At 56.4% G+C, this 14,241-nt stretch carries 12 protein-coding genes; 6 read left to right on the forward strand and 6 right to left on the reverse strand.

Annotation, left to right across the window (positions count from 1 at the left end; genetic code table 11):
* Window positions 1–57: 57 nt before the first annotated feature.
* The 5 genes from MDG893_RS19490 (at window position 58) to MDG893_RS19510 (ending at window position 6,780) form a co-directional block, all read left to right on the forward strand.
* Window positions 58–1,173 carry a 5-(carboxyamino)imidazole ribonucleotide synthase gene (locus MDG893_RS19490; RefSeq protein ID WP_007155559.1) on the forward strand — a complete coding sequence of 372 codons (1,116 nt, stop codon included), beginning with the start codon at window positions 58–60 and terminating at the stop codon, window positions 1,171–1,173.
* Between the two features lie 98 nt (window positions 1,174–1,271).
* On the forward strand, window positions 1,272–1,850 hold the full coding sequence (gene sodB / locus MDG893_RS19495) for a superoxide dismutase [Fe] (RefSeq protein ID WP_007155560.1): 579 nt from the start codon (window positions 1,272–1,274) through the stop codon (window positions 1,848–1,850).
* Between the two features lie 258 nt (window positions 1,851–2,108).
* Window positions 2,109–4,169 (forward strand): putative bifunctional diguanylate cyclase/phosphodiesterase, encoded by a 2,061-nt coding sequence (locus tag MDG893_RS19500; RefSeq protein ID WP_040474817.1) that lies wholly within the window; start codon window positions 2,109–2,111, stop codon window positions 4,167–4,169.
* Window positions 4,170–4,207: 38 nt separating this feature from the next.
* The gene (locus MDG893_RS19505; RefSeq protein ID WP_007155563.1) at window positions 4,208–4,795 is read left to right on the forward strand and encodes a LemA family protein; all 588 of its coding nucleotides are present in this window, start codon (window positions 4,208–4,210) and stop codon (window positions 4,793–4,795) included.
* An 11-nt stretch (window positions 4,796–4,806) separates the two neighbouring features.
* Window positions 4,807–6,780 (forward strand): M48 family metallopeptidase, encoded by a 1,974-nt coding sequence (locus MDG893_RS19510; RefSeq protein WP_007155564.1) that lies wholly within the window; start codon window positions 4,807–4,809, stop codon window positions 6,778–6,780.
* A gap of 19 nt (window positions 6,781–6,799) precedes the next feature.
* On the opposite strand, the gene gspD is transcribed toward MDG893_RS19510, so the two are convergent.
* The 6 genes from gspD to MDG893_RS19540 all read right to left on the reverse strand — a co-directional run bounded on the left by gspD (window position 6,800) and on the right by MDG893_RS19540 (window position 13,341).
* The gene (gene gspD / locus MDG893_RS19515; protein WP_007155565.1) at window positions 6,800–8,752 is read right to left on the reverse strand and encodes a type II secretion system secretin GspD; all 1,953 of its coding nucleotides are present in this window, start codon (window positions 8,750–8,752) and stop codon (window positions 6,800–6,802) included.
* Window positions 8,753–8,784: 32 nt separating this feature from the next.
* The gene (locus MDG893_RS19520) at window positions 8,785–9,636 is read right to left on the reverse strand and encodes a type II secretion system protein N (protein ID WP_007155566.1); all 852 of its coding nucleotides are present in this window, start codon (window positions 9,634–9,636) and stop codon (window positions 8,785–8,787) included.
* A 5-nt stretch (window positions 9,637–9,641) separates the two neighbouring features.
* Window positions 9,642–10,436 (reverse strand): type II secretion system protein N, encoded by a 795-nt coding sequence (gene gspN / locus MDG893_RS19525; protein ID WP_007155567.1) that lies wholly within the window; start codon window positions 10,434–10,436, stop codon window positions 9,642–9,644.
* A 166-nt stretch (window positions 10,437–10,602) separates the two neighbouring features.
* Complete coding sequence (groL, locus tag MDG893_RS19530; RefSeq protein ID WP_007155568.1) at window positions 10,603–12,255, reverse strand: chaperonin GroEL; 1,653 nt, start codon at window positions 12,253–12,255, stop codon at window positions 10,603–10,605.
* A 65-nt stretch (window positions 12,256–12,320) separates the two neighbouring features.
* A complete protein-coding gene (gene groES, locus MDG893_RS19535) occupies window positions 12,321–12,608 on the reverse strand; it encodes a co-chaperone GroES (protein WP_007155569.1) in 288 nt (95 codons plus the stop codon).
* Between the two features lie 163 nt (window positions 12,609–12,771).
* Window positions 12,772–13,341: an FxsA family protein gene (locus tag MDG893_RS19540; protein WP_007155570.1), complete on the reverse strand. Its 570-nt coding sequence runs from the start codon at window positions 13,339–13,341 to the stop codon at window positions 12,772–12,774.
* 97 nt (window positions 13,342–13,438) lie between these two features.
* On the opposite strand from MDG893_RS19540, the gene MDG893_RS19545 reads away from it, so the two are divergent.
* Window positions 13,439–14,200 (forward strand): SDR family oxidoreductase, encoded by a 762-nt coding sequence (locus tag MDG893_RS19545; RefSeq protein ID WP_007155571.1) that lies wholly within the window; start codon window positions 13,439–13,441, stop codon window positions 14,198–14,200.
* The last annotated feature ends 41 nt before the right edge of the window (window positions 14,201–14,241 follow it).

A 14,241-nucleotide genomic window follows, 5' to 3' on the forward strand; every position in this document is an offset into this window, starting at 1 on the left:
CCCACCCACTCCCCGAACTAATGCAGATGCCTACTAATTAAAGGCAGGAGACAACGAATGAGAATTGGTGTTTTAGGGGCCGGTCAGCTTGGCCGGATGTTGGCTCTGGCTGGCTACCCACTGGCCAAGACGTTTGTTTTCTATGACATGTCAGGCAGCCCCAGTGCCGGGCTGGGTGAAGTGATCATTGACCGGGATAACCAGTATCTGGATGACTTTATCTCCCGCGTAGATCGCGTCACTTATGAATTTGAGCACTTACCAGTGGACGTAGCGGAGCGGATTGCTAAAGAGAAGCCCGTTCATCCCAGCCCAAGAGCACTGCAGGTTTGCCAGAATCGCGAAGCCGAGAAAACGCTTTTTGGCGAACTCGGTATCCCGACACCAGAATGGAAAATAGCAGACAGCGCAGAATCTCTACAGGCCGCTGCCGAAGAACTCGGTTGCCCAGTGGTTGCCAAATCCAACACCGAAGGTTATGACGGCAAGGGACAGGCAGTTCTTCGCTCACCGGAAGACGCAGCAGAGGCCTGGAAATCTATTGGCCATCCGCGCCTGATCGTCGAGAAGTTTGTCGAGTTTCGCCGCGAAGTGTCCATCATTGCCGTTCGTGCCGAAGACGGTGAACTGGCGTTCTATCCGATGGCGGAAAACGCGCATCACGAAGGCATCCTGCGTTATTCCATTGCTCCGGCTCCAAAGCTGGAAAAACATGTTCAGGAAGACGCAGAACGTTACATCAAGGCGCTGCTGAACGAACTGAATTACGTTGGCGTACTAACGCTTGAGCTCTTTGAAACCGCCGAAGGTCTGGTCGCCAACGAAATGGCACCGCGAGTCCACAACTCTGGCCACTGGACCATCGAGGGCGCCATGACCAGCCAGTTCGAGAACCACATCCGCGCGGTGAGTGGCCACCCTTTGGGAAGCACCGGCGCTCGCGGTGTCAGTTGCATGATCAATATTATTGCCGAGCATGGCGACATTGAACGAATCCTTGAACTGCCTTACGCTCATGTACACCTCTACAATAAAGGCGAGCGCCCAGGCCGGAAACTTGGCCATGTGACCGTTCTGGCGGACAGCTACGAAGAATTGGTCTGGCGGGTAAAGAACTGCGCCCAGTTTTTACCCGGTTGTCCAGAGTTTAAAAGTACCCTGTCTGAGCAGTAGGCAGGACGCACACCAGGGGTTGATATAGCTTAAAGCGCCCCTATATTTAAGAATGGCTTACATACACATAAACAGAGAGAATCAGGGAGAACGACCTCATGGCATTTGAACTTCCCGCACTGCCCTATGAAAAAAACGCACTGGAACCACACATCTCTCAGGAGACTCTTGAGTACCATTACGGCAAGCACCACAACACTTACGTAACCAAGCTCAACGGCCTGGTCGAAGGTACCGACAACGCCAACAAGTCACTGGAAGACATCATCAAGAGCGCCAGTGGCCCGCTGTTCAACAACGCTGCCCAAATCTGGAACCACACCTTTTACTGGCACTGCCTGAGCCCGAACGGTGGTGGCGAGCCTACAGGAGCGGCCAAGGACGCGATTGAAAAAGCCTTTGGCTCTTTCGAAGACTTCAAGAAAGAGTTTAACGACAAGGCCGCCAACAACTTCGGCTCAGGCTGGACCTGGTTGGTGAAGAAGGCAGACGGCAGCGTTGCCATCGTTAATACCAGCAATGCCGAAACACCACTGACAACCGCCGATAAGCCGGTACTGACAGTCGACGTCTGGGAACACGCCTACTACATCGACTATCGCAATTCCCGTCCGAACTATCTGGAAGCATTCTGGAAACTGGTTAACTGGGATTTCGTCAACGAAAACCTGGCATAACAGCGCTTCGGACACCTAGCAGGCAACAACCTGCACGCAAAACGCCCGCACATTCGCGGGCGTTTTCGTATCTGTGATACAAACGATCTTACAAATTGATACACCCGTAGCCTGAATTATCTGGAAGAATTGCCGATACTGGGTACAGTAGGTAAAAACTGAACCATACTTGAAAAAGAAAATGTCAGCCGAGAGCCCCTTTGCCCCAGGTGAGCGATACCGGGTCTCATTCAGTTGGAACGAATCAAACAGGCCTCCATGCATAATTCTTATGAGGTAGAACATCGCCTGGGGTACCGGGTGCTGCGATGGGTACTCGCCGTGGCGTTAATTAGCGGAGTTATCGTCAGCACCGTACAGGTCATCCTTGATGCCGGACGAGTATCGCAGTCTCTCGATGATCAGGCGCGTCAAACTATGGCGCTGGTCAAGGACGCGTCAACCCAGGCGGTTTTCAGTATCGATGCCGACCTTGCCCAGCAAGTGGTCGATGGCCTGTTCGCCCAGGAAGCCATACGTATCGCACGCATTACCCATCCCGACGGCGAACCTCTCGGCAGCCGTGACCGCCCTCTGAAGAAAAACACCTCGCGCCGCATTACAGACCCGATTTTCGAATCTGAACGCTACTATCGCAAAGAGCTTTTCCGGGACAGTGGCGCTGATATTGTTTACGGCTACCTTGAGCTGAAGTATGACACGGGCCCGGCTGCCCGAACGTGGCTTGAGCGTGCTTCGATCACCTTCGCCTCCGGCATCGCCATTGCCGTCATTCTCGGGATGGCGTTGTTTGTGGTTTTCCATCTATTGCTGACGCGTCCGCTGCTACGAATTGTGCGCTCGGTCAAGCAGGTCAACCCGGATCATCCTGACGACAACCTGATCCACCTGCCTCATGGCCACCAGAAAGATGAATTAGGCCTTTGGGTCAACGCCACCAACAACCTCCTGGTTGCAATTGGTGACAGCCAGACCCGCCACCGGGAAGCAGAGGATCGTGTTACACGGCTCTCACGGTACGATCAGCTAACCGGCCTGCCCAGCCGTGATACGTTCATGGAGTTGCTCCAGGCCGATATTGCAGACGCCAGTGAGGACAACATGATCCTGTCACTGATCTGTTGCGGCATCGACGACTTCAAGTCCATCAACGAACAGTGCGGTTTCCGCACGGGCGACATGATTCTGCAAACCGTGGCCGATCGCCTTACACAGAAGCTCGGCGGCACGCGCTTTACCATTGCTCGACTGGGCAGTGACCAGTTTGTTGTGGTGGAGAAGGGATTGAGGGACGGATTTCAGGCGGCCGACACTGCCGACCGTATACTGGCCTCGCTAAGCCGCCCAATGACCTTCGATGACCAAACCATTACCATGACCGCCACCCTCGGCATCGCCCTGTTCCCCGGAGACGCGAGCAAAGCCGACAGGTTACTGCAAAACGCCGAACAAACCATGGCCCTGGCCAAGGAAGGCGGACACAATTATTTTCAGTTCTACGTTGCCAGCGTTGACCAGGAAATTCGTGAACGTAAACAACTTGAGAAAGACCTCTCCATCGCGCTCCACAGCCAGCAGTTCCACTTGGTCTACCAACCACAGATCAACCTGGAAACACACCGAATCATTGGCGCGGAAGCGCTGATTCGCTGGGAGCACCCTGAGAAAGGTCTCGTACCACCGGACGACTTCATCCCGGTGGCTGAGATGAACGGCAGTATCGTGGAAATCGGCCAGTGGGTTCTGGACCAGGCCTGCTGGCAGGCGGCACGCTGGGCCAGCGATGGCATGCCTCTGCGTATTGCGATCAACCTTTCGGCGGTACAACTACGCCAGAACAACATCGTGGACGAGATTCTGGATACCCTGAAGCGCCACAATATCCCCGCCGGGCGTCTTGAGCTGGAAGTCACCGAGACCAGTTTCATGACCAACCTGGAAGACGCGGTAAAAAAGCTGAAACGTCTGCATAAAGCCGGCATCAGTATAGCCGTGGATGATTTTGGTACCGGCTACTCTTCCCTGACGTACCTCAAGCGTATGCCGGTCCAGCATCTGAAAATTGATAAACAGTTCATCCGTGACCTGCTTGTCAATGAGGAAGATACCCGTATCGCCAACACCATCATCGACCTTGGCAAGAGCCTGAATCTCACCGTGGTCGCAGAAGGTGTCGAAACCGCCGAACAGGAATACTACCTCGCGCAGCGTGGCTGTAAGCTGGCCCAGGGTTACTACTTCAGCAAGCCGCTTAAACCCCACGATTTCGAGGTATTTGTTGCTGGCTTTCACAGCAAGATTGTCGAAAATAATGTCTGACCACTGAGTCACCCCACCAGGAACGCAAGGAACCGCCCATGGGAACCACAATGACCGGCCTGATTGTTATCGCAGTCGTTGTTGTCTACATCGTATTTATCTACAACCGCCTGGTATCCCTGAGAAACCAGTTCAAAAACGGATTTGCCCAGATTGATGTCCAACTCCAGCGCCGCCATGACCTGATTCCCAACCTGGTGGAATCGGCCAAAGCCTACCTTTCCCATGAGCGCAATACCCTCACAGAGGTGATGGAAGCCCGGAATAATGCGGTCAGTGCTCAGAAGGACGCAGCGGGTGATCCGGCGGATGGAGGCAAAATCCAGCGCCTGGGAAGTGCCGAGAACATGCTCTCCAAAGCACTCGCCAACTTTTATGCCGTGGCGGAAAACTATCCTGAGCTGAAAGCCAACGACACTATCCAGCAGTTGATGGAAGAGCTTTCAAGCACAGAGAACCGGGTTTCTTTTGCCCGCCAGGCTTACAACGACGGCGTCATGGGCTATAACATCTTCCGTGAACAATTCCCCAATAACATCGTGGCCGGGTTGTTTGCCTTTAAACCATCTTCACAACTGGAGCTGGAATCTCCTGAGGCCCGCCAGGCGCCGAAAGTCGCCTTCTGAGGCTTGTTGTCATGGCTCACCCCGGTTTTTTCCAGCGCCAGGCCAGCGCCCGTCGTAACACGGGCTTGCTGGTGGTGCTGTTTCTGGCGGCCATGGTGATCATCACGCTTCTGGTTTGCCTGGTGGGTTATCTGGTAACCCGCAGCGAATACACCGGGTTGGCGTTTACCGACTGGCTGCTGAGCCGCCATGGGCTGTATACAGCGATAGCGGTCGTTGCCTTGATCGGTATTGGCTCCCTGATCCGTTGGGCGGACCTGTCGGGCGGTGGCGAGCGGGTTGCAAAGATGGTCGGCGCCCGGGCTATTGATCCCGCCACCAGGGATACCGATGAGCGCAGGCTTCGCAACATCGTGGAGGAAATGTCCATCGCCAGCGGTATCAGCGTGCCCGATCTTTACGTGATGGACCACGAGATCGGCATCAACGCCTTTGTGGCCGGCTATACGCCCGGCGAGGCGGTCATGGTGGTAACCCATGGGGCCCTGACCCAACTCACCCGTGATGAACTCCAGGGCGTCGTTGGCCACGAGTTCAGCCACATCCTCAACGGCGACATGCGCCTGAACGTCCGTTTGATCGCCATCCTGGCCGGCATTCTGATGATCGGACAGATTGGCGCCTTCCTGCTCCGGGCCTCTTTCCATCGTTCTCATGTTTCCAGCCACTCATCCCGTGACCGACGGGGCCAGGCCGTTTTCGGACTGATAGGATTGGCGCTGCTGGTGATCGGCTATGTGGGCGTATTCTTCGGAAGGCTGATCCAGTCAGCGGTATCACGGCAACGGGAAATGCTGGCGGATGCCTCCTCGGTACAGTTTACCCGTAACCCCGAAGGCATTGCCGGCGCACTGTTCAAGATTGGCCTCAAAGGGGGCTACCTGGACACCACCAGCCATGCCAGTGACATGAACCACATGTGTTTTGGCGAAAGCGCACGCATGAAATTCGCGGCATTGCTGGCGTCCCATCCACCGGTGCAGGAGCGTATCGAAGCGATCCAGCCGGGTATGTTTGCCCGCCTTCGCAGCAGGCTGAGAGATAGCGAACCGGGAAGCACCCTCCGGTCTGTGGGCTACCGGGGCTCAGCGGCCAGTGCTGCGCTGGCTGAAGGAGCGGCTTCCGGCTTCAACGCTGCCGGCCCTCGCGCGTCTACATCCCCCCTGAACACCCAGCCATCGGCAGATCTCTCAACGACGGTAGGCACCGTCAACAAAGGCAGCGAAGACTACGCCGTGGACTTGCTCAACCGGCTGCCGTCCACGTTTCGCAACCTGCTCTATACCCGGGCGGGCGCCATTCAGCTGTGCTATGCACTGCTGATTTACCAGCTTCCTCAATCATCACAACAGAAGCGGCTGGCGCTGGTCACCGCCGACGCCCTCTTTGCGCCCAACGCCGACCTGTTGGACAAACTGCTGCCCGCCCTTACCTCACTGGGCGAGGCAGTACGATTCCCGGCGCTGGAACTGGCCATGCCAGCCCTGAGAAAGCTCGACCCGGATGAACGCAGCCAGTTAATGGCGTGTACGGAGGTACTGATCAGGGCAGACAACCGCCTGAGCCTCTATGAACTGGCCATGCATACCTTTCTTCGCCGCCACCTTGCGGCGGACTCAGCCCATGTGATTCCGGTACGCCACCGCAGCTACCGGACAGTAACCAACCAGTTGCAAGTGTTGTTCAGCCTGATGGCACGGGCTGGTGCTCAACAGGGCATGGAAAGCCAGAGGCTGTTCAATGAGGCGATGGCTGGCTTTACCGCCGCGGGACAGCACACGGAACTCCTGGAGACGGTATCCATCAAGCATCTGCGGGACGCGCTTTTGGTGCTGAACACCCTATCGCCATTGCTAAAGCCTGCCATTCTCGATGCCTGCGGCCATTGCGTGCTTGCGGATGGAGAGATCAGGACTGCTGAATACGAGTTGATCCGCCTGGTGGCGGATCAACTCGATTGCCCGATGCCGCCACTGGCAGCGTGATATCCAGCCCCTTGGGCGATCAGTCAGACTGGGGACGGAACAGGGAGTCTTTTGTTGGTGGCCGTTCCGGGTCTGGAAGGCCCAGCTTCTTTCGCACACCGAGATTGATCTCCCACAGGCTCTGGAATTTCTCATCCGTGGCGGCGATAGCATCGGCCTTACCCAGCATGATCGTCGGGCGCAGGAACACCAGGAGGTTGCGCTTCACCCGGCGTTCGGATTCAGAGGAAAACAGACGACCCAGCACCGGGATATCACCCAGTAGGGGCACCTTGCTCTTGTTCACCTGCAGGTCATCGGTCGTCAAACCACCAAGCACAATGGTTTCTCCATCGTCCGCCAGAACCGTGGTCTTGATTTCCCGCTTGTTGGTAATGATATCGGAGGCAGACTCCACGCTGTCACCGATATTCTCGGTGGTCTGTTCCACCACCAGCCTTACAAGACCATCGGCGCTGATCGTAGGCGTTACCTTCAGGGTGAGACCGATATCGCGGCGCTCGATCGTTGTAAATGGGTTGGTTGTACCGTCACCCGTGACAGTGGACTGACCGGTACGGAAGGGTACGTTCTGGCCAACGATGATTTCGGATTCCTGGTTATCCAGGGTGATGATGCTGGGAGTCGACAGCAGATTCGCCGCCGCCGAGGTCGACAGGGCCTGCAGCAGTACGCCCCAGGACACGCCGTTCTCATTCCGCTGGCCGGCGCCAATGGTAATACCGCCGGTGGCAGGCGCAATCACCGAATCCGAAAGGATCGCACCCAATACGTCGCCCAGGCTTCGGCCAACGTTATTGAAATTGGTACCGGCAACTGGCGTGGACTCGCCGGATTCATCACCCAGTGCCAGCTGGACGCCGAGATCCTGCCCCAGTTCGTCACTGATCTCTACGATGGCCGCCTCAATCATGACCTGGGCACGGCGAACATCCAGAGCCTTAACGATCATTTCAGCTTCCTGCATCATCGACGGCTCACCGCGTACCACAAGCGCGTTCAATCCCTCGTCGGCGAAAACGGAAAAGTTGGTGTTGCGTCCGCTTCCGGCACTACCACCTGCACCACCGGAACCCCCGGAGGACTCCTTGACCACCTCACCCATCACGCCTTTGAGAATCTCAGTAAGATTCTCCGCGTCCGCGTGGCTGAGGCGAATGACCTTGGTTGTACCGCCGGTGGCTGAGGGCTGGTCCAGCTTCCTGATCAACTCCCTCATCTTGTCGCGGAAGGTTTCATCACCCCTGAGGATAAGCCGGTTGCTGCGTTCATCGGCGGTTACGCTGTACTTGCGGGCGGCGTTATCGCCACCACCCTGACCCAACTCCGCCGGGGCCAGTTCCTGCAGCAACTCAACCATGTCGCCCACCCAGGCCTCCTCGAGCTGGATCACCTCCACCTCGTATTTGGACGGACTGTCGAGTTCCCTGACAATCTGCTCGATGCGCTGGATGTTGGAAGAGTGGTCACTGACAATCAGCGCATTAGCTGCCGCCACACCCGCCAGGTGGCCATACTTGGCCACGAGCGGCCGCAGGATGGGCACCAATTCAAGGGCATTGGCATTGTCGATCTGGATAACGCGGGTAATAAGCTGCTCTGAGGGTACCTCCGTAAACCGCTCCAGCGACTCGGCGGATTGTTTGGCGTCCACTTGCTGAACCACCTTGATCACTTCCTCACCGGGAATCGCGGTGAAGCCATGAACCTGCAGCACGGCCAGGAACAGATCGTAGATCTCGTCCTTGTTCATGGGAGCACTGGACAGGACAGTCACCTTACCCTTCACCCGTGGATCCACTACAAAGCTGTAGCCGGTGATATCCGCCACCTGGGTCACAAAGGCGCGAATGTCAGCGTCCTTGAGGTTCAATCGCCAGGTTTCCGCTTCCTGCCCGTAAGCAACGGACATCAGAGGCATCAGCAGGGCCAGAATAAAAGCCCGGAATAGTTTGGATCTGTGGTTAAGCATCTGGCGTTATTGTCCTGTATCGTTAAATCCGTTCATCGCCACTGTTCAGGTATGGCATAGCTTACGGTCAGAATGGATCCGTCCCGTTCAATTTCTATTTCCAGTTGCGGCTCAGACCGCCAATTCTCAAATAGCATCATATCCTGCTCAAGGTCACCCAGGCGTTGCCCATTAACGGCAGTGATGACATCGCCGGCCCGGAGGTTGACCGCATTGAGCATGGCATTGGAACCATCGTACACATAACCGGAAGTGCCTCCCTCCCCGGTCGGGCTGAGCCCGTATGGTGCAAGCGCCGCAACTCCCTGGGAATCAAGCTGTTCCCGAGCCTCACTCAGGAACTGCTCTGGCGAGGACGCCGGTTCCACCAACTCGTCTTCCACCCCCTCAACCAGGCCTGTGGAAAGTTGTTCTTCAAACGTCAGGGTTTCGTACTGCCCATTCCTGCGAATCAACACCCGGCCCGGCTCCACTTCTGCCAGTTCGGCGTTACCGGGCAAGATCTCACCCACACGATAGTGCTCTGTTACTCCGTTGCTTCCCGCAACTATAGCACCGGAGTCCTCCGGGCGCTCTGCCACCAGCACACCTTCAAGCCTGAGGTTGAGCCTGGTTTCCGGTGCCGACTGGCGCACCACGTCTGCAACACGGGTTTGTTCTTCCGCCCTGCCAAACACCTGATGGGCCGCCAGTGGCTGTAATCGGCCGCCACCTGAAACACTCGCGTTGCTGCCAGCGGTGGGTGCCATGGCTATCGGGCGATCATCCCAGGCGATGAGCCAGGTTGTCTGTGCCAGTACCAGGGCAACATAAACCACGAGGCCCGCCAGTAACAAATTGGCCAGCAACCGGGGCAGTCGCCGGCTACCGATAACAGCCGCCATTGTCGTCACAGTGCGCCTCCCGGAATCAAAGGCTGCTTAACCCTGAACACGACATCGCCGGGGCTTGCAGAGTCTGGCCAGGGCTGGTCGGCCAGGTCAATCATGCGTTTATAGACTCGCAACTCCATCATACCGTTCCAGCGAATCTCGGCATCCGCAGCCGGGCCATTACCGCCCTGTTCAGAGATGACCAGCGCAACGCCATCAGACGTACTATCCATCGTCGCCAGCATGGGCGGGAATTCTGCCTGGCCAATGTTGTTCCCCATTGGCCAGGTAACCTGCCCTCCTGCCCAGCGGCCAACACCGTCGGCCTGGGTTACGCGGTTGTCCTGCCAGGACAACGCCAATCGATCAACGGTGACGTCACCTTCAATGACGGCCCCACCGCTGCGCCGGATCAGGTCCTCAAACTCAGCGACCGCCAGATGGCCACTGGCGCTCAGGGTACCTGCCCCCTGCCAACCGAGACTAACATTGCCATCCACAGAAGACTGTGACGACGACAGTGAAAAGCCGACGGGTAACGATAATCCAGAAACGGACGGCATGCCCAGCCGCCACTCAAGCCTCACAGGATAACCGGCAACCACCACGCCGGCAGTGCCCGACCAGACCCTACCAGACACCTGACTGACCTGAACTTCCGGCGGAAGCGCAACATAGCCAGACGCCTGATGCCAAAGCCATCCGGCCGGTACGAGAACCACCAGTGCCACCAGATAAATCAGCACACCAGCCAAGGTCAGCAGGAACACCTTGCCGGGTCTGAGAAAGGCTTTTGCAGGGGTTTCGCTCATACAGTGTCACAAAGATGAATGGCCGGTTGCCGAGTCTAGCAAAGCCATTTCGCAAGTTCATGACAAAAAAACAAAAAACCCCGCATCGGTGTGAACCAACGCGGGGTTTTTCGGGTTTATGGGGCCATTTCTCAAAAACTGAGAATTGGTCCGGGTCAGGCCGGCATTACATCATGCCGCCCATTCCTCCCATTCCGCCCATGCCACCCATGTCCGGCATACCGCCGCCGGCACCTTCTTCTTCCGGTTCATCCGCAATCATCGCCTCGGTGGTGATGATCAGGGAAGCGACGGAAGCAGCTGCCTGCAGCGCGGAACGGGTCACTTTGGCTGGGTCAAGGATACCCATTTCCAGCATGTCACCGTATTCTTCAGTGGAGGCGTTATAGCCGAAGGAGCCTTCGCCGTCACGGATCTTGTTCACAACAACCGAGGCTTCGCCACCGGCATTGGTCACGATCTGGCGCAGCGGAGCTTCCATGGCACGGCGCAGGATGTTTACACCAGCCTTCTGCTCTTCGTTGATGGCATCCACCTTGTCCAGTGCCGCAATGGCACGGATCAGGGTTACACCACCGCCTGGCACAATACCCTCTTCAACCGCAGCGCGGGTGGAGTGCAGAGCGTCTTCAACGCGTGCCTTCTTCTCTTTCATTTCCACTTCAGAACCGGCACCAACCTTGATGACGGCAACACCGCCAGCCAGCTTGGCCACGCGCTCCTGGAGCTTTTCCTTGTCGTAGTCGGAAGAGCTGTCTTCAATCTGCTTGCGGATCTGATCAACGCGGGCTTCGATATCACCCTGGGCACCAGCACCGCCGATAATGGTGGTGTTTTCCTTGGTGACGTTGACACGCTTGGCAGTGCCCAGATCATCAATCGTGGTGTTTTCCAGAGACAGACCAACTTCTTCAGAAATAACAGTGCCGCCGGTCAGGATAGCAATGTCCTGCAGCATTTCCTTGCGACGGTCGCCGAAGCCGGGCGCCTTCACAGCATTTACTTTCACAATGCCGCGCATGTTGTTCACGACCAGAGTCGCCAGCGCTTCACCTTCGATGTCTTCGGCAATGATCTGCAAAGGCTTACCAGCCTTGGCCACAGATTCCAGAACCGGCAGAAGCTCACGAATGTTGGAGATCTTCTTGTCAACCAACAGGATGTACGGGTCATCCAGTTCCGTGGACATGTTTTCCTGGTTGTTGATGAAGTACGGGGACAGGAAGCCACGGTCAAACTGCATGCCTTCAACGACGTCCAGCTCGTCTTCCAGGCCACGACCTTCCTCAACGGTGATAACGCCTTCCTTGCCAACCTTCTCCATCGCGTCTGCGATCAGCTGACCGATAGTATCGTCGCCGTTGGCAGAGATAGTGCCGACCTGGGCAATATTGCGGCTATCGTCGCAAGGCTTGGACAGATCGCGAATGGCCTGGACGGCAACGGTGGTCGCCTTGTCGATGCCACGCTTGAGATCCATCGGATTCATACCAGCGGTCACCGCCTTGATACCTTCACGGACAATCGCCTGCGCCAGAACAGTCGCAGTGGTGGTGCCGTCACCAGCCGTGTCGTTGGTCTGGGAAGCCACTTCCTTGACCATCTGTGCGCCCATGTTCTCGAACTTGTCTTTCAGCTCGATTTCCTTGGCGACGGATACGCCGTCCTTGGTGACGGTCGGTGCGCCGAAGGACTTGTCCAGAACTACGTTGCGGCCTTTCGGGCCCAAAGTTACCTTAACCGCGTCCGCGAGGATGTTGACACCCTGAACCATACGTTTACGGGCGCTGTCACCGAATCTAACGTCTTTTGCTGCCATGTCATTTATTCCTGTTCGTTAAACCCAATTCAATCGTTCAATCGGATTGCTGCGTAACCGAGCGTTTACTCGAGAACGCCGAAAATGTCGTTTTCGCTCATGATGAGCAGGTCTTCGCCGTCAACCTTAACGGTGTTACCGGCATACTGGCCAAAGACCACGGTGTCACCCACCTTTACCGCCAGCGCACGGGTTTCGCCATTGTCGAGAATACGGCCATTGCCTACGGCGATAACTTCGCCCTGGGACGGCTTCTCTTTGGCATTACCCGGCAGCACGATACCACCAGCTGTTTTCTCTTCTTCTTCCTTACGGCGCACGACAACACGATCGTGTAGCGGACGAATTTTCATTGCTCGATATCTCCAATGTCAGGTTAGGTTTGGCAATGATGGTTGCGTTAAAAGCCGGAGCCTTTAACCAACTGTTTTACAGCGGTTATTAGCCCGCAGCGAACTTGTGAATCCTATGTGGGGGGTGGCCGGTGCGTTTTCAACACTTGGCCAAAAAAATTTTTCAGTTTTTTTTCGGACGACCGCCTTCCTGACCACTATCCTCTTCGCCACCGGCATTCCGGTCCAGGCGATCGTAGTCTCGCTCGGTTTCGTCGCGGTATTCGCCTTCAATAATGTCATCGTTCCTGTCGAAAGGATTCTGACGCCCGAACGGTCCTTCTCGGCCACCAAAAGGTCCCTGCTGGCCTGCGGTAAATGTGAAACTGCCGGATTGACCGGCCACCACCATCCTCTTCAGGGCCTGGGCGGCGAACCAGTGGCGGGTGCCCGGAATCAGGCAGAGGAAACCAATGGTGTCGGTAACGAATCCCGGAGTCAGCAGCAGGGCGCCGCCCACCGCCAGAATCAAGCCTTCCGCCACTTCCTTCGCCGGCAACTCACCACTGTTGAGCCTCTGATTGGCTTTCAACAAGGTGGCGAGCCCTTGCTGCCTCAGCAGCGCAGCACCAATGATGGCTGTCAAGAAGACGAGGCCAATGGTATTCAAGGCACCAATCATGGTGCCGACTTTGATCAGTATCGTCATTTCGACGATGGGCATGACAATGAATAAAAACAGAAAAATGCCCAAGGGAGCCTCCGTGGATGAGCGTTGGTCTGGTTGCTGCGACCGTAAAAACCTCTGATATACTCGCCGCTTCCGCTAATGCTTAACCTTAGGGCAAAACATGAAACTTCAAGATTCCGTGATTGCAATTACTGGCGGAGGCCAGGGTTTGGGCCGAGCCATGGCCGAGTATCTTGCAGCCAAAGGCGCGCGCCTGGCGCTGATTGATCTGATGCCGGAAAAGCTGGAAGAGGCTGCAGCCGCCTGTAAGAAAGCGGGGGGCGGTGCCAAAACCTACATCTGTAATGTTGCCAAGGAAGACGATGTCGAGAGGACGTTTGAGGCCATCGTGACGGATTTTGGTCAGCTTAACGGGTTGATTAACAACGCCGGCATCCTTCGGGATGGGCTGATGGTGAAGGTGAAGGACGGCCAGGTTGAGAGGCGTATGGAGCTGGCGCAGTGGCAGTCGGTGATCGATGTGAACCTGACGGGAGTTTTCCTGTGCGGCCGCGAGGCGTCTACGCAGATGATCAAGAATGGCGATCAGGGTGTGATCATTAACATTGCTTCGATTTCCCGCGCTGGAAATATGGGCCAGAGTAACTACTCCGCTGCCAAGGCGGGTGTTTCAGCTCTGGTTCCGGTGTGGGCCAAGGAGCTTGCTCGTTATGGTATTCGTTGTATGGGTATTGCGCCGGGGTTCATCGAAACCGAAATGACGGCCTCCATGAAGCCGGAAGCTCTTGAGAAGATGACCGCTGGTATTCCCCTGAAGCGTATGGGTAAGCCGGAGGAAATCGCGTCTGCGGCGGCGTTTATTTTTGAGAATGACTATATGTCGGGGCGGATGATTGAGGTGGATGGGGCGCTTCGGCTGTAGGTTTCGAGCTTTGCCCCTAGCCTGAGTGGTTTGGGGGCTGG

Origin of the sequence: Marinobacter algicola DG893, assembly GCF_000170835.1 — a bacterium.
Classification (GTDB): domain Bacteria; phylum Pseudomonadota; class Gammaproteobacteria; order Pseudomonadales; family Oleiphilaceae; genus Marinobacter; species Marinobacter algicola.

What these genes read in the sequence shown, in the direction of transcription:
- MDG893_RS19490 (WP_007155559.1), top strand. Translation starts at nt 58, where the DNA reads ATGAGAATTGGTGTTTTAGGGGCCGGTCAGCTTGGCCGGATGTTGGCT.
- sodB (WP_007155560.1), top strand. Translation starts at nt 1,272, where the DNA reads ATGGCATTTGAACTTCCCGCACTGCCCTATGAAAAAAACGCACTGGAA.
- MDG893_RS19500 (WP_040474817.1), top strand. Translation starts at nt 2,109, where the DNA reads ATGCATAATTCTTATGAGGTAGAACATCGCCTGGGGTACCGGGTGCTG.
- MDG893_RS19505 (WP_007155563.1), top strand. Translation starts at nt 4,208, where the DNA reads ATGGGAACCACAATGACCGGCCTGATTGTTATCGCAGTCGTTGTTGTC.
- MDG893_RS19510 (WP_007155564.1), top strand. Translation starts at nt 4,807, where the DNA reads ATGGCTCACCCCGGTTTTTTCCAGCGCCAGGCCAGCGCCCGTCGTAAC.
- gspD (WP_007155565.1), bottom strand. Translation starts at nt 8,752, where the DNA reads ATGCTTAACCACAGATCCAAACTATTCCGGGCTTTTATTCTGGCCCTG.
- MDG893_RS19520 (WP_007155566.1), bottom strand. Translation starts at nt 9,636, where the DNA reads ATGGCGGCTGTTATCGGTAGCCGGCGACTGCCCCGGTTGCTGGCCAAT.
- gspN (WP_007155567.1), bottom strand. Translation starts at nt 10,436, where the DNA reads ATGAGCGAAACCCCTGCAAAAGCCTTTCTCAGACCCGGCAAGGTGTTC.
- groL (WP_007155568.1), bottom strand. Translation starts at nt 12,255, where the DNA reads ATGGCAGCAAAAGACGTTAGATTCGGTGACAGCGCCCGTAAACGTATG.
- groES (WP_007155569.1), bottom strand. Translation starts at nt 12,608, where the DNA reads ATGAAAATTCGTCCGCTACACGATCGTGTTGTCGTGCGCCGTAAGGAA.
- MDG893_RS19545 (WP_007155571.1), top strand. Translation starts at nt 13,439, where the DNA reads ATGAAACTTCAAGATTCCGTGATTGCAATTACTGGCGGAGGCCAGGGT.